Genomic DNA, 13,833 nt, shown 5'->3' on the forward strand with positions numbered 1-13,833 from the left:
ATATTGTTGGGACCATCGCCTGATATATCGATGACGCTGCGTTCGCCCTCGAAAGAAGTGCGATCGAAAATCTCGGTGCCGAAAGCCAGTGCAGTGGAAATCGAAGTGCCGCGGAAGCTGCGGAACGGCCGGGCCGCGACCTTGTCGGCAAAGCTGTTGGCGCTCTCGGCGCTGTCGATGATTTGCCAGTCGATGATCGCATCGTCGCGCACCGTGCCGGCCCATTCGAAATAGGCGAGCGCGATGCGGCCCGTCTTGCCGGCGCGGACAGCCTGGATGAAATCGGGATGCCGCAGCGCCTCGACATAACCGGCGCGCTGCAGGGCAAACTCCTTCTCGTCCATCGACAGCGAAATGTCGACCGCCAGCACCAGCTCGACATCGACCGCCAGCGCATCCGGCGGCGGGGCGGTCGGAGTAGCCTGGGCACAGGCAAGACAGGCAAGCAGGCGTAAAGCATCAAGCATGGCCGACGCCAGAGTTGTTTCTTCGCGAAATCTTCCTTCGCGATCGCGGCAAAATAAAGCTTGGAGCCCGTAACCGGGGAAAACAGCCTATTTCTTGCGGCGGGCGGCCGCCGGCGGCGGGTCGATCGCACCGGCCCTGACGCGGACAGGTTTCAGCGCCTGCGCACCGGTATCCTTGACGATCGTCAACGCGCGGGGAAAGAACTGATTGTTGTGCAGCCCGCGTCCGATGTTGAGGATCGCCGTCTCGGGCAAGCGCTTATCCAATGTCGAAAGCACGCGCCGCAGCGAGGGCCCGTCGAACGCGTCCAGGGCTTCGTCGATGATCACCCATTTCGGCTGCCGCAAGGCGAGCCTGGCGAAGGCCAGCGAACGCTGTTCGTCATCGCCCAGCTCATGCTCCCAGCGCGCGCTGCGGTCGAGTGAGGATGACAGCCGTCCAAGCCCGACTTCGGCAAGCACCGCCGAAATGTCGGCGTCGCTCGCCGGCGCAGGTCCGTTCGGGTGATCGAGGACCTCGCGCAGCGTACCGGTCGGGAAATACGGCACGCGCGGCACGAATATGGGGTTTTCTCCCGCAGGCAGGCCGATCCGCCCACTCCCCCATGGCCACAGGCCGGCAATGGCGCGGAAGAACAACGTCTTGCCGGCGCCGGGGTCGCCGGTGATCATGACGCGCTCGCCGGGACGGATTTCGACATGCTCGTCGGCAAGCTTGGTGCAGCCGTCCCGCGAGGCCACTTCGAGCTTCTCGAAAGTCAGGCTGCCATTGGCGTTCTCGCCGAAGGCAATGCGCCTTTCCTTGTCGTGCAGCACATCGGTCTCATTGAGCGCGATGCGGAAGTCGGCGACGCGCATCAACGTGGCGCGCCAGTCGGCGATGCTGCCGATATTGTTGATGAACCAGCGCAACGAAGAGTGAACCTGGTTGAAGGCGCCGACCGCCATCATCAGCCCGCCAAAGCTGATATCGCCGGAGAAATAGACCGGCGAGGCGACCAGGATGGGTGCCACGACGGTGATCCAGCCATAGGTGTCGGTCACCCAGGACAGGTTGATCTGGGCGGTGTAGATGCGGCGCATGGCGCCCAGGACCGTACCGAGGTCGAGTCCGAGCCGTCGCCTGGCGTCGGCCTCGCCATGGTACAGCGCGATGGCATCGACATTCTCGTTGACGCGCACCATCGACGAGCGAAGCTCGGCTTCGCGTGTGTAGCGGTCGCTGTTGAGGCGGATCAGCGGTCGCCCGACCAGCCAGCTCAGCCAGGAGGCGGTGCCGGCATAGAGGATGGCGGCCCAGACCATGTAGCCCGGTATGGCCAGCGCGGTGCCGCCAACATGAAACACGAAGCCCGAGGACAGTTCCCACAACACGCCGACGAAGGATACGAGCAGGATACACGACTGCAGCAAGCCGACGCCGAGGTCGGTCGACAGGTCCGACAGATGCGCGGCGTCCTGCTGCATGCGCTGGTCGGGATTGACGCCGATGGCGCCGGCATTGGCCAGACGGAAGGCCCGCGCCGGCCGCATCCACTGGTCGATCAGATCCAGCGTCAGCGCCTCGCGCAGCTTCAGCCTGATCATCTGGTTGAGCCAGGTCTGGCCGATGTTGAGCACCAGAAGTCCGCCGGCGATTGCCGCAAAGACGAGAAGCTGGTGCAGGAAGGCCGCCATGTCGCGGCGCGCAAGCGCATCGTAGAAAGGCTGGTTCCAGCGGTTGAGCAGGACCTGGCCGATCGACGTTGCGATGATGACGGCCATGATGCCGACCGATGTCCAGAGCAACCAGCCGCGAACCGGCGATCCCGTCAGCGCTTGCCTGATCGTCGCCACCTGATCGCCCAGGCTGCTGGCTTCGACCGCCACGGCAGCCGGCTGAACGGTGGCTGCATTGTCCAGTTGATCAGCCATGGCTGAGGTCCTTGCGTTCAGTGCTGAAACCGGATGGAGAGACTTGATCGCATCCGTCGTTCAGATGGGCTGCGAGCCCCCTTGCGACAGATAGGGTGGGACAAGGCCCCTGGCGTTCTTGTCGCGATCACGAAGCCGTCACCCCCGCAGCCGATGGCTTGGCATCCCCGGCCTCCTTCTGACGGCCGAGCCGCGTGGCGCCATGCGGCGACAGCACCGGCACGAAGACGCGACGCGAGGCGCGCTGGGCGACCGGAACGCCTTGATAGAGCCGCTTCTGCGCCTCGACGACGATGACGCCGGAAAAGATCGGCCACAGCCGCCGGCCGGCGCGTTCCAGCACGTTCTGGAAGCGCATCATGAAGCGACGCCGCGATGGCGGGAAGAACAGCGCATCGGACCAGGCGGCCGGCGTGAAATTCGTCTCGCGCAGCAGTTCGGTAAGCTGGCCGCGCGAGAAAGGCCGGCCATTGCCGAACGGCGTGTGCTCGAAGCGCGCCCAGACGCCGCGCCGGTTGGGCACGACGATGACGACGCGGCCAGCCGGCGACAGCACCCGCCAGATCTCGTTCAGCGTTTCGCGCGGATTTTCGACATGTTCGAGCGAATGGACGAGCAGCATGCGGTCGATGCAGGAATCGACCAGCGGCAGCTCCTCGTCGAAGACCAATGCCGTCGCCGTCGGCCCCGTCGCCGGCCACACCACGGCGCCTTGCGTTGCCGGCATGAAGGCGAAGACCCGCTCGGCATCGGCGCCGAAGCGCTCCAGCCACGGCAAGGTGTAGCCGAGGCCGACCAGCCGTTCATTGGGCACGGCTGCCCAGATCGACGACAGCGCCATGGTGATCGAGCGCTCGGCGAACCGGCCGAGCGTTGTCGAATAGAAGGAGCGAAGATCGACGATGTCGGAATGCATGCGAGGGATGTAGCCGTGATATCGGCGGGTTTCAACAAAAGGCCTCGACGAGGTCGACATTCCCGAGTGACACTTGTCATCTCCCTGGGATGTCATTCGACATTCCGGGATGACATCGGCGCCTTGGCGCCCTATGTCTGCGGCGACAATGGAGAGATGCGATGCCGGTCGAAATCGAACAGTTCATGTGCCGCAGCGACAATTTCGGCGTGCTGGTGCATGACCCCAAAAGCGGCCAGACCGCGATCATCGATGCACCCGAGGAAGCGCCGATCCTGGCCGCGCTCAAGCGCACCGGCTGGACGCCGACGATGATCCTGACCACGCATCACCATGTCGATCATGTCGAGGCCAATCTGGCGCTGAAGGAGCGCTTCAAGCTGCGCATCATCGGCCCGGAAGCGGAAAAGGCGAAGATTCCCGGCATCGACGAAACCGTCGAAGAAGGTTCCGTCGTTCATCTCGGCGATGAACGGATCGAGGTGATCGCCACGCCTGGCCACACCGCCGGCCACGTCTCCTATCACTTGCCGGCATCGAAGGTGGCGTTCACCGCCGACACGTTGTTTGCGCTGGGTTGCGGGCGGCTGTTCGAATGCAAGCCGCCGGTGATGTACGAGTCGCTGAAAAAGCTTGCAGCGCTGCCCGCCGCGACCGTCATCTATTGCGGCCATGAATACACGCTCTCCAACGCGCGTTTCGCGCTGACCGTCGACCCGACCAATTCGGCCTTGAAGGAGCGTGCCGCCAAGATCGAGGCGTTGCGGGCCGAAAACAAGCCGACGCTGCCGACGACGATCGGCGAGGAACTGTCGACCAATCCGTTCCTGCGCTGGCACGACCCAGCGATCCGCAAGCATCTTGGGCAGGAGAAAGCTTCGGACGCCGAGGTGTTCGCAGAAATCCGCAAGCGCAAGGATAATTTCTAAACAAAGACAGGATGGTCTGGAACCCATGACCAGCGCAGCCGAAATCATCGCGATCCTCGGTCTGAAGCCGCATCCGGAGGGCGGCTGGTATGCGGAGACCTTTCGCGACGGCGCCGGCGGCGCGCGCGGCCATTCGACCGCGATCTATTTCCTTTTGGAGCAGCACCAGGTTTCGGCCTGGCACCGGGTCAAGGACGCCACCGAGGTCTGGCATTTCCACGCCGGCGCCCCGCTGGCGTTGTCGATGAGTGAGGAAGATGGCGCCGTGTTCGAGCAGGTGCTCGGCATCGACCTGGCGGCGGGCGAGCGGCCGCAGATCGTCGTGCCGGCAGGCTGGTGGCAATCGGCGCGCAGCCTGGGCGAATGGACCCTGGTCGGCTGCACCGTCGCACCGGGCTTTGAGTTCGCCACCTTCGAGCTGGCCGAGCCCGGCTGGCAGCCGAAACAACCCCAACTCAGCAAGAACCCCTAGCTCAGCAGGAATCCTAGGGTGATCGCCAGTTGGGCGGCGTAGTAGAGACCCCAGACGGCCAAACGCATCCAGACGCGGTGTGGCGATATGGCGGCCACCAGGAATTTTTCCGTGGCGAGCAGCCCGTCCGATGCCATGAACAGCAGCGCGCCGCCGACAATCGAGACGCTGCCTGTCGTCAGCGCCGAAACGCCCATGGCGAGGATGGCCGCGATATAGACGATGATCGGAACGCGCAAGCCCGGACCGACACGCCGCCAGAGCGCCGCCAGCATGACGATCGCGAACACCGCCATCGCCAGCGCGATCGCCCCGCGCCACGACTCGGCGCCAAGCAACTCCAGGCCGCCCCCACTGCGCAGGAACAGCGCGACATAGACGATGTGGGCGACGAGAAAACTGGCCAACCCGCCGAGAAAGGCCCTTTCGCCGTCGCGCGACAGGAAGGCATCGCCAGCGGCGCTGAGCGCAAGGGCGATGACCAGCAGCAGCGGGCCGCCTTGCAGCGCCGCCAGCACGGCAAGCATCGCCACGGCGAGTGTCTTTGCCGCCGAGCGGGCGAGCGTCGGCGGCATGCCTGATATGAAGGCGTAGATCACCGCCGCCACCAGCGAAAAGATCAACGTAGCATTCGCATTGGCGTCGATGCCGCCTGCAAACGGCATCGTCATGCCTTGGCTCCGCTTTCGGTCACGACCGGCTTCCGCAGAAACAGCGATTTTGCCGCCAGCGCCGCCCCGCCGGTGATGAGCACGCAGGCGGCGAGGATGCGCAGCGACGGCTCGGCGACGCCGGCCGCGATCAGCACCAGCGTCGACAACAGCGACGCCGCATAGCTTGCCGCGCCGAGCACCTGGATGTTGCCGCGCTTGACGCCGATATCCCAGGCGTAGAAGGCCGCGCCGACCGGCATCAGGCCGAGCCCGAGCACGGCCAGCCACTGGCCGGCACCGTTCGGCAGCACGGTTTGTTCCAGCGCCAGGTGGCAACCGAGCGACAGCACCGCGGTGGCGGCGCAGAACCAGGTGACGATGCTGGTCGGCACCGACGGGAAGCGCCGCGACAGAAGCGAATAGGACGACCACAGCACCGCACAGACGGCGGCCATGGCATAGCCGAAGGCGTAGCGGGCATCGAAGGCGAGGCCGCCCCCTTTGGTGACGATCAGCACGGTGCCGGCAAGGCCGAGCAGCGCGCCGACGACATGGTTCCAGGCCAGGCGCTCGCCCGGCATCAGCGCCGAGCCAAGCACGATCAGCAGCGGCCACAGATAGGCGATCAGGCTCGCCTCCACCGCCGGCGCATTGCGCAGCGCGGTGAAGTAGAAGAAGTGGTAGCCGAACAGGCCGGCAATGCCGATCAGCCAAACCTGCGGCGGTATCTTCTGGCTCTTGTCGGGGGCCGGCATGACCAGCCGCGCGACAAGCCCGACCCCGGTGCCGATCGAAAACGTGATTGCCGACAACAGGAACGGCGGCACTTGGCCGGAGGCATCCGTAAGCAGCGCCAGCAGCGCCCACATGGCGACCGCCGAAAAACCGATGAGTGTAGCGCGCCCCATTCTGTCTCCAGTGGTGCGCCCCATTCTGTCCTCAGTGGCGCGCCTGACCTATTGTACCGCTTCGAAACGCCTGGCGCTGATGGTCAAGGTGCCGATCTGCGTTCCGACCGTGGCGTGGATCGGCGCATATACGCCGGTTTGGCCGAGCGGCGCAAACGTCACCATCATGCGGCTGCGGTCCTTCAGGTAGTTGAGCGCCTTGCGGCCCTTGCGGTAGCCCGCCACCGGGTCGAAGCCCATCCGGCAGGTGATGGTATCGCCCTTGTAACCGGGCACCGAGATCGTGCCTTTCGACGCGTAGGTCAGCGTCAGGTCGGCGCGCATCTCGCCATCATAGAATTTCACCGTGCGGCCGCAGACCTGGTCTAGGCTGTCGGCGTGGATGACCGTGGCGGCCATCGGATCGAGCACCGATGCCAGGTCGCCGGTGCCAATCGGCACCCAGCTCTTGGGATCGCGCTTGTCCGGCGCCGGGATGACCTGCGTCGAGGTGACCGTGCCATTGGCAAAGCGGATATCGACCACCGATGCCTTCTTGCCGGAGGTGTAATCGGCACGAAACGCCTGCGGCACCATCTTCTTGCCCGAGATCGTGCCTTTGGACGAGACCGTGCCCTGGGTATCGTCGAACAGCTTGGCGAGACCGGCAGCTCTGACGCTGCCTTCGATCGCGTAGGCGCCGTTCTCATAGTGGCTGGAAAACGTTGATTTCGCTATCGAAAGACCAAAAAATGACACGATGTACTCGCCCTTAAACGACTGCGGCGAGGCAGCTGTGGCGGCGGACGGCAAGGCGATGGCGAGCATGGCAGCAAGGGCGTGAGAGGAACGAAGCATGGCGGCATCGGGTCCTTGATTCTTGGCCGGAGGCGGGCAACTCCGGGCTGGCATGTCCCTGTCAGACCGCTTATAGGATGAATTCCGGCCTTAATATGAAATGCCGGGCGCGTCCGTGGGCATGCCGGAGCTTGACGCACCGGTGAAATGCAACTATGGAACGCCAACTTTTTCCATAAGGCCGCCTGACCAGAACCGCGCGCCACCCGGCGTGGGCATAAAGGTTTGGCAGACCCGAGAACTGAAGGTTAGAACTATGTCCCGCACCTGCGAACTCACTGCCAAGGCAGTCATGTCCGGCAACAATGTGAGCCACGCCAACAACAAGACCAAGCGTCGCTTCCTGCCGAACCTCGTCAATGTGACGCTGATCTCGGAAGCGCTGAACCAGAACGTGCGCCTGCGCATTTCCGCCAACGCCCTGCGTTCGGTCGAACATCGCGGCGGTCTGGATGCCTTCCTGGCCAAGGCCGACGTCAAGGAACTGTCGCAGCGCGCGCGTCTGTTGAAGAAGCAGATCGCCAAGAAGCTTGCCGATCAGCCTGCTGCCTAACATCGTTTAAAGGCGGGGGACGACCGCCTTGGGCATCGGATCCAAGCCTTTCAAAGTGGCTTCCGATGCTCAAACAAAGCGAGCGTGATTCGGTTTCGGAATAACGCTCCGCTGGTTCCATTACCCAGGATAAAAAAATGAGTTCCTTCTCGCGATACCTGCCCTTCGTGGCCGCCATGGCGCTTGTCGTCGTGGCATCGAACATTCTCGTGCAGTTCCCGATGCAAGGGCAGATCGGCGGCCTGTCGCTGGCCGACCTTTTGACCTGGGGCGCCTTCACCTATCCCTTCTCGTTCCTGGTCACCGATCTCGCCAACCGCCGCTACGGGCCTGCCGTGGCGCGCAGGATCGTCTTTGTCGGCTTCATGACTGCCGTCATCTGCTCGATCCTCGTCCCGCCCTTCCTGTTCCGCCACGGCCTGATCGAATTCGAGACCGCGGCCGACCGGCTGGTGCGCATCGCCGCGGCGTCAGGTGCTGCGTTCCTCTGCGCGCAATTGCTTGACGTCACCGTGTTCAACCGGCTGCGCCGGCAAAGCTGGTGGCGGGCGCCGATCGTCGGCACGCTGGTCGGCTCGGTGTTCGACACCGCCGTGTTCTTTACCGTCGCTTTCTCTGCCGCTTTCGCCTTTGCTGGTCCCAACGACAGTTTCGCGCTCGAAACCGCACCGCTGATGGGTGTGTTCCATGTCGACGCTATGCGCTGGATCTCCTGGGCGCTCGGCGACCTCAGTGTGAAGCTGATCATCGCCATTGTGGCGCTCATCCCCTACCGGCTGCTCGCCGCCCGCTGGAGCCAGCCGGCTGTCGCGGTCTAGGCCGTTTCGGATAAGATCACGCCAAACAGAAAGAAAGCCCGTGATCCCCTGGGTCCAGCTCGATTCGGCAAAGACACCAGACGGCCAACAAGAACTTCGCCTCAAGCGGCGCGGTTCCGAATTCTCGATCATGCTCGGCACCAATGAGCTGATGAACAGCCGCCTCAGCGGCTCCGAGCAAGCGCTGGCAAAACTGTCTTGCCAAAGGATTGCCGACCATCGGCGGCCGAGAATGCTGATCGGCGGGCTCGGCATGGGTTTTACCTTGCGCGCCGCCCTCGCCGAACTCGGCAATGATGCCAGCATCGTCGTTGCGGAGCTGGTGCCGACGGTCGTCGCCTGGGCACGCGGCCAAATGGCCGAGGTGTTTGGCGGCTGCCTTGACGATCCGCGCGTCACGGTCGAGGAAACCAACGTCGGCCAGTTGATACGGTCCGAGCCGGCAGCCTGGGACGCCATCCTGCTCGATGTCGACAACGGCCCGCAAGGCATCGTCCACAAGTCCAACGACGCGCTTTACAGCCTGCAGGGGCTGGGAGCCGCGCGCACCGCCCTCAAGCCGGGCGGTGTCCTGGCGGTGTGGTCGCAAGGCCCCGACGGCGGCTTCACGCGGCGCCTGAAGCAGGCTGGCTTTGCGGTCGAGGAGATCAACACGCGCGCCAACGGCAAGCGCGGCGCGCGCCATGTCATCTGGATGGCCGCCAACGGCCCACGATCCTGAGCGAGAGCCGGGCCGCGGTCCGGTCTACCTCGACTTCTGGAGTTCCGCGGCAAGGGCTTCCAACAGCCCGCGTGTCCCCTCTTCCCGCCCTTTCGCGGAATCGACACCGTCGAAAAACGCGCCCTGCTCGGTATAGGTCAGCCGCGTGCCACTGCCCGAGGGGGTCAGCTCGACGGTGGTGAGGGATGCCGACATTGGCTGGGGCCCGATCGCCATCCTGTAGGAGAACACGATGCGCTGATCGACAACGATGTCCTGGAACTGCGCGTCGAGCCTGATCTCYGGACCGCCGGCATAGCTGAATCGCGACACCTCGCCACCGCCGACGCGGAAGTCGAAGCTAAATTCGGCGATGGCAAAACCATCGCCATCGATCCGCCAGCGCCGCACAGTCGCCTTGTCGGCGAAGGCATGGAAGACTTGGGGCGGCGATTGCGGATAGGTCCTCTCGATGGTGAACGTGGAGTGGATGACGGAATGCTCGTCTTTCACGGGGGCGATTTGGTTCATGTCTGTTCGTCCTTTTCCTGATCTTGAACTTTCGGGGGCGATTGATCTGTGTCGGCCAGGATCTGGCCAAGTCGGTCGAGCTGACGTTCCGCCGGTATGCGGCGTTCAGCAATCCAGTCGGCGAGCGGGGCAAGCCCGCCCGGTTCGATCCGGCAGGTGCGTACCCGTCCGATCTTTTCGCTGCGGATCAGCCCGCAGGCTTCCAGCACCTGCAGATGTTGCAGCACGGCGGCGAACGTCATGCCGAACGGCTCCGCCAGCTGGCTGACGGTGGCTGGTCCGCGGCTCAATTTTTCCAGGATCTGGCGGCGGGTGGGCTCGACCAGAGCCCGCAAGATGCTGTCGATCTCGGAATAGTTAAGCATGGACTTGAGTATTGCGGCGGCGTCATCAATTGTCAAGTCTCGACTAAAGTATTTTGAGGCGCGACCGAGCGGCTAGAAAACCGTTCAATGTCAATGACTTGGTAGGGAAAATGCGGAGCAGGTCAGTCGCGTCATCGAAAATTAATGGCGACTGTCAGCTTGTGAGGCGTTGCTCAATCCTGATGGAGAATAAATTCCAGATAGAGATTGCGCTGCAGGATCGAGTGGTTGTCGTCGGAGACCAGCGACACCATCAGCGCGCCGTCGTCGCGGGTCCAGACGTCGAGCCCTTCCATATTGTCGATCTGGTAGCCCATGTCGGCCTCCAGCAGCACCGGCCCGTCGGCGACGGCGCCCTTCTCGACGCTTTCGCCATAAATGCGCCGCAGCCGCATCTTGACGCCGCGGGCCATCGAGAAGCTGCGCTCCAGCAACAGCAGGTCACCATCCGGCAGGAAGGCGCCGTCGGTGATGTCGAAGTCGCCGTTGCGCTTGACGGTAAACACGCCCTTGTGCGGCCCTTCGATGATGGCGGCATAGATGTTGCCGGCCTTGTCGAGGCTCTTTTCGGAGACCACCACCAGCCCGCCCTCATGCTGGCCGTTGGCATTGGCGTGGGTGACGGTCTCGAAACCGCGGTTCTGGCGCAGTTCCCGGGCCGGCACCAGAAAATCCAGCTGCTTGAACGGCGCCTTCATATCGTTGGGGTCGATCTTAAACTGGGCGACATGGTGGCTGCGCTCGAAGCCGACAGTGGCGATGCCGTCCTTGACGGCGAGGCCTTCGGCGTCGACCTCCCACTTCTCGTCGATCGCCCGCCCCGCTTCGTCGACCATCTGCTGGATATGGAAATTCTGGATGCCGGACGGCCGCTTGTCGGCGTCGCGGACCACCGTTCCGAAGAACCAGAAGCCAGTGTCGGCGACGCCGATGAAATCGCTGCCGCCTTTGAGAAAGCGGAAGGCCGACAGTGCCCCGAAATCGCGTGTCGGCGAGGTCATTTCCAGGCCGCCGACGAATTCGAATGGGCCAAACTGTTTGTCGGCGCGGCCGATTTGGAATTCGGTGATCGGGCGAGCCGAGATTTCGACCGATTCAACTGAGGTCGAGTCGGGCGAACCGGCCAGCACTGGAGCCGCGCCGGCAAATAGTGCGATGGCGGCGAAAAGCGTCTGCTGGAAGCCGCCGCGCGAAAAGATCATCCGGCGCGCCGCATGCCGCCGCGCCGCGTGTCGCGCGCGCTTTCCTCGGCGAACAGCGAGGCCAGTTGCTCGGTCATGGCGCCGGCCAGCTCCTCGGCGTCGACGATCGTCACGGCGCGCCTGTAATAGCGGGTGACGTCATGGCCGATGCCGATGGCCAGCAACTCCACAGGCGAGCGCGTCTCGATCAGTTCGATGACGGCGCGCAGATGGCGCTCGAGATAATTGCCCGGATTGACCGACAGCGTCGAATCGTCGACCGGCGCGCCGTCCGAGATCATCATCAGGATCTTGCGCTGTTCAGGCCGCGCGATCAGCCGGTTGTGCGCCCACAGCAGCGCCTCGCCGTCGATGTTTTCCTTGAGCAGGCCCTCACGCATCATCAGGCCGAGATTGCTCCGTGCCCGCCGCCACGGATGATCGGCGGATTTGTAGATGATGTGGCGCAAATCGTTGAGCCGGCCGGGGTTCGGCGGCTTGCCGTCCTTCAGCCATTTCTCGCGCGCCTGGCCGCCTTTCCAGGCTCGGGTGGTAAAGCCGAGGATCTCGACCGAGACGCCGCAGCGTTCCAGCGTGCGCGCCAGGATGTCGGCGCAGGTGGCGGCGACCGTGATCGGCCGGCCGCGCATCGAGCCGGAATTGTCGAGCACCAGCGTCACCACCGTGTCGCGGAACTTGGTGTCGCGTTCCTGCTTGAAGGACAATGGCTGCATCGGGTCGATGACGACGCGCACCAGGCGCGCCGGGTCGAGGTAGCCTTCTTCCAGGTCGAAATCCCACGACCGGTTCTGCTGCGCCATGAGCCGCCGCTGCAGCCGGTTGGCCAGCCGCCCGACGACGCCGGACAGATTGGCAAGCTGCTTGTCGAGGAAGGCGCGCAGCCGGTCGAGCTCTTCCTCTTCGCAAAGCTCCTCGGCGCCGACCGTCTCGTCGAAAGCGGTGGTGAAGACCTTGTAGTCGATTTCCTTCGGCAGATTGGTGAAGGGATTGTCGTTGCGGCGTGCCTCGCCGGGCGTCTCGGCATCCGCATCGTCATCGTCGGACAGGTCGTCGGCGGTAGCGTCGGAGGCTTCGGTCTCGGCCGATTGCTCGTCATCGGCGGACGCCTCGGCATCCTCGGACTGTGACTGCTCGGAGCCGGAATCCTCTTCGCCGCCCTCCTCGCTCTGTTCCTCGCCTTGCGGCTGGTTGTCGTCATTGTCCTCGGAGTCTTCGGTCTCTTGGTCGTCGCCGAGTTCCTCGGCCATTTCCATGGAGGCAAGCATCTCGCGCACGACGCGGGCGAATGCCTGCTGATCGTCGAGCTTGGCCGAGAGACCGTCGAGATCGGCGCTGGCCTTTTCCTCGACCCAGGGCCGCCACAGCTCGACCAGGCGCTCGCCGCTCTTCGGGATCGGACGGCCGGTCAGCTTCTCGCGCACCATCAGCGCCAGTGCTTCCTCGATCGGCGCGTCGGCCTTGTCCTTGACGTCGACGAGATTGGCCTTGGCGTATTTGTCCTCCAGCATCGAGCCGATATTGTCGGCGACGCCTTGCATGGCGCGGCTGCCGATCGCCTCGACGCGGGCCTGCTCGACCGCGTCGTAGACGGCGCGGGCCTGTTTGCCCTCTGGCGCGAGCTTGGTGTGGATGCGCACGTCATGGCAGGCGCGCTTCAGCGCCATGGAATCGCCGAGGCCTCGCGTGATGGCGATGTCGGCCTTCGACGCCTTCTTCGGCAGTTCGGGCAGCCGGGCGCGGCTGCCGGCAAGTGCCGGCCTATCCTTGGCAAAGCCGACTTCAAGCTCCTTGTCGCCGGCGATGGCGCGCATGCAGACGGTGACGGCACGCTTGAAGCTGTCGGCTTCAGACCCCGTCTTCGACTTGTTGCGCGTATTGTCGCCCGGACCCGCCATCGAGACTCTGCTTAGCCCAGCACCACATTGGCAGCTGATTCCGGCAAATCCTCGCCGAAGGCGCGCTGGTAGAACTCGGCTACCACCGAACGCTCCAGCTCGTCGCACTTGTTGAGGAAGGTCAGCCGGAACGCCATGCCGATATTGCCGAAGATCTCGGCATTCTCGGCCCAGGTGATGACCGTACGTGGGCTCATCACGGTCGACAGATCGCCATTGATGAAGGCCGAGCGCGTCATGTCGGCGACTCGCACCATCTTGTTGACGATGTCCTTGCCCTTGCCGTCGCGATAATGCTTGGCCTTGGCCAGCACGATGTTCACTTCATTGTCGTGCGGCAGATAGTTCAGCGTGGTGACGATCGACCAGCGGTCCATCTGCGCCTGGTTGATCTGCTGGGTGCCGTGATAGAGGCCGGTGGTGTCGCCCAGGCCCACTGTGTTGGCGGTCGAGAACAGCCGGAAGGCCGGATGCGGACGGATGACCCGGCTCTGGTCGAGCAGCGTCAGCCGGCCCGACGATTCCAGCACGCGCTGGATGACGAACATCACGTCCGGACGGCCGGCATCATACTCGTCGAAGCAGAGCGCGACATTGTGCTGGTAGGCCCAGGGCAGGATGCCGTCGCGGAACTCGGTGATCTGCAGCCCGTCCTTGACGACGATCGCGTCCT

At 64.0% G+C, this 13,833-nt stretch carries 16 protein-coding genes; 5 read left to right on the forward strand and 11 right to left on the reverse strand.

Annotation, left to right across the window (positions count from 1 at the left end; translation table 11 throughout):
• The 3 genes from ACXJ7R_RS12265 to ACXJ7R_RS12275 all read right to left on the reverse strand — a co-directional run.
• On the reverse strand, positions 1–467 hold a 467-nt coding region (locus ACXJ7R_RS12265; RefSeq protein WP_457152067.1), incomplete at its 3' end, for a DUF1194 domain-containing protein.
• 87 nt (positions 468–554) lie between these two features.
• The gene (locus ACXJ7R_RS12270) at positions 555–2,381 is read right to left on the reverse strand and encodes an ABC transporter ATP-binding protein/permease (protein WP_457152068.1); all 1,827 of its coding nucleotides are present in this window, start codon (positions 2,379–2,381) and stop codon (positions 555–557) included.
• A 127-nt stretch (positions 2,382–2,508) separates the two neighbouring features.
• Positions 2,509–3,297 (reverse strand): class I SAM-dependent methyltransferase, encoded by a 789-nt coding sequence (locus ACXJ7R_RS12275; RefSeq protein WP_457152069.1) that lies wholly within the window; start codon positions 3,295–3,297, stop codon positions 2,509–2,511.
• 161 nt (positions 3,298–3,458) lie between these two features.
• Here ACXJ7R_RS12275 and gloB point away from each other — a divergent pair, with 161 nt between their 5' ends.
• Both gloB and ACXJ7R_RS12285 read left to right on the forward strand, forming a co-directional pair.
• A complete protein-coding gene (gene gloB / locus ACXJ7R_RS12280; protein WP_457152070.1) occupies positions 3,459–4,226 on the forward strand; it encodes a hydroxyacylglutathione hydrolase in 768 nt (255 codons plus the stop codon).
• A gap of 25 nt (positions 4,227–4,251) precedes the next feature.
• Positions 4,252–4,698, forward strand: a complete 447-nt coding sequence (locus ACXJ7R_RS12285) for a cupin domain-containing protein (protein ID WP_095084901.1) — start codon at positions 4,252–4,254, stop codon at positions 4,696–4,698.
• Here ACXJ7R_RS12285 and ACXJ7R_RS12290 read toward each other — a convergent pair.
• From ACXJ7R_RS12290 to ACXJ7R_RS12300, 3 genes are read right to left on the reverse strand one after another with little or no spacing between them, the layout of a single operon-like run.
• A complete protein-coding gene (locus tag ACXJ7R_RS12290) occupies positions 4,695–5,369 on the reverse strand; it encodes a lysoplasmalogenase (protein WP_457152071.1) in 675 nt (224 codons plus the stop codon). The two genes, ACXJ7R_RS12285 and ACXJ7R_RS12290, sit on opposite strands and share 4 nt — an antisense overlap.
• Positions 5,366–6,259, reverse strand: coding sequence for an aromatic amino acid exporter YddG (yddG, locus tag ACXJ7R_RS12295; RefSeq protein WP_457152072.1), 894 nt, complete (start codon positions 6,257–6,259; stop codon positions 5,366–5,368). The genes ACXJ7R_RS12290 and yddG overlap by 4 nt, the downstream gene beginning before the upstream one ends.
• Positions 6,260–6,307: 48 nt before the next feature.
• Positions 6,308–7,096, reverse strand: coding sequence for a DUF3108 domain-containing protein (locus ACXJ7R_RS12300; protein ID WP_457152073.1), 789 nt, complete (start codon positions 7,094–7,096; stop codon positions 6,308–6,310).
• A gap of 256 nt (positions 7,097–7,352) precedes the next feature.
• Between ACXJ7R_RS12300 and rpmB the strand changes: the two genes are divergently transcribed.
• The 3 genes from rpmB (at position 7,353) to ACXJ7R_RS12315 (ending at position 9,188) form a co-directional block, all read left to right on the forward strand.
• Positions 7,353–7,649, forward strand: coding sequence for a 50S ribosomal protein L28 (gene rpmB / locus ACXJ7R_RS12305; RefSeq protein WP_091585249.1), 297 nt, complete (start codon positions 7,353–7,355; stop codon positions 7,647–7,649).
• Positions 7,650–7,786: 137 nt separating this feature from the next.
• Complete coding sequence (locus ACXJ7R_RS12310) at positions 7,787–8,467, forward strand: queuosine precursor transporter (RefSeq protein ID WP_095084906.1); 681 nt, start codon at positions 7,787–7,789, stop codon at positions 8,465–8,467.
• Positions 8,468–8,507: 40 nt separating this feature from the next.
• Positions 8,508–9,188 (forward strand): spermidine synthase, encoded by a 681-nt coding sequence (locus ACXJ7R_RS12315; protein WP_457152074.1) that lies wholly within the window; start codon positions 8,508–8,510, stop codon positions 9,186–9,188.
• A 24-nt stretch (positions 9,189–9,212) separates the two neighbouring features.
• On the opposite strand, the gene ACXJ7R_RS12320 is transcribed toward ACXJ7R_RS12315, so the two are convergent.
• The 5 genes from ACXJ7R_RS12320 to ACXJ7R_RS12340 all read right to left on the reverse strand — a co-directional run.
• Positions 9,213–9,698 carry an SRPBCC family protein gene (locus ACXJ7R_RS12320; protein WP_457152075.1) on the reverse strand — a complete coding sequence of 162 codons (486 nt, stop codon included), beginning with the start codon at positions 9,696–9,698 and terminating at the stop codon, positions 9,213–9,215.
• The gene (locus tag ACXJ7R_RS12325; protein ID WP_457152079.1) at positions 9,695–10,063 is read right to left on the reverse strand and encodes an ArsR/SmtB family transcription factor; all 369 of its coding nucleotides are present in this window, start codon (positions 10,061–10,063) and stop codon (positions 9,695–9,697) included. Before ACXJ7R_RS12325 ends, ACXJ7R_RS12320 begins: the two co-directional genes overlap by 4 nt.
• A 173-nt stretch (positions 10,064–10,236) precedes the next feature.
• The gene (locus tag ACXJ7R_RS12330; RefSeq protein WP_457152076.1) at positions 10,237–11,265 is read right to left on the reverse strand and encodes an esterase-like activity of phytase family protein; all 1,029 of its coding nucleotides are present in this window, start codon (positions 11,263–11,265) and stop codon (positions 10,237–10,239) included.
• Positions 11,262–13,160: a cobaltochelatase subunit CobT gene (gene cobT / locus ACXJ7R_RS12335; protein ID WP_457152077.1), complete on the reverse strand. Its 1,899-nt coding sequence runs from the start codon at positions 13,158–13,160 to the stop codon at positions 11,262–11,264. The genes ACXJ7R_RS12330 and cobT overlap by 4 nt, the downstream gene beginning before the upstream one ends.
• An 11-nt stretch (positions 13,161–13,171) precedes the next feature.
• A partial coding sequence (locus tag ACXJ7R_RS12340; RefSeq protein ID WP_457152078.1) for a cobaltochelatase subunit CobS occupies positions 13,172–13,833 on the reverse strand: 662 nt, incomplete at its 5' end.

The organism is Mesorhizobium sp. P5_C1 (genome assembly GCF_054049815.1).

Bases quoted from the DNA above. Each gene is read 5' to 3' on its own strand.
- ACXJ7R_RS12270 (WP_457152068.1), bottom strand. From the start codon at position 2,381: ATGGCTGATCAACTGGACAATGCAGCCACCGTTCAGCCGGCTGCCGTG.
- ACXJ7R_RS12275 (WP_457152069.1), bottom strand. From the start codon at position 3,297: ATGCATTCCGACATCGTCGATCTTCGCTCCTTCTATTCGACAACGCTC.
- gloB (WP_457152070.1), top strand. From the start codon at position 3,459: ATGCCGGTCGAAATCGAACAGTTCATGTGCCGCAGCGACAATTTCGGC.
- ACXJ7R_RS12285 (WP_095084901.1), top strand. From the start codon at position 4,252: ATGACCAGCGCAGCCGAAATCATCGCGATCCTCGGTCTGAAGCCGCAT.
- ACXJ7R_RS12290 (WP_457152071.1), bottom strand. From the start codon at position 5,369: ATGACGATGCCGTTTGCAGGCGGCATCGACGCCAATGCGAATGCTACG.
- yddG (WP_457152072.1), bottom strand. From the start codon at position 6,259: ATGGGGCGCGCTACACTCATCGGTTTTTCGGCGGTCGCCATGTGGGCG.
- ACXJ7R_RS12300 (WP_457152073.1), bottom strand. From the start codon at position 7,096: ATGCTTCGTTCCTCTCACGCCCTTGCTGCCATGCTCGCCATCGCCTTG.
- rpmB (WP_091585249.1), top strand. From the start codon at position 7,353: ATGTCCCGCACCTGCGAACTCACTGCCAAGGCAGTCATGTCCGGCAAC.
- ACXJ7R_RS12310 (WP_095084906.1), top strand. From the start codon at position 7,787: ATGAGTTCCTTCTCGCGATACCTGCCCTTCGTGGCCGCCATGGCGCTT.
- ACXJ7R_RS12325 (WP_457152079.1), bottom strand. From the start codon at position 10,063: ATGCTTAACTATTCCGAGATCGACAGCATCTTGCGGGCTCTGGTCGAG.
- ACXJ7R_RS12330 (WP_457152076.1), bottom strand. From the start codon at position 11,265: ATGATCTTTTCGCGCGGCGGCTTCCAGCAGACGCTTTTCGCCGCCATC.
- cobT (WP_457152077.1), bottom strand. From the start codon at position 13,160: ATGGCGGGTCCGGGCGACAATACGCGCAACAAGTCGAAGACGGGGTCT.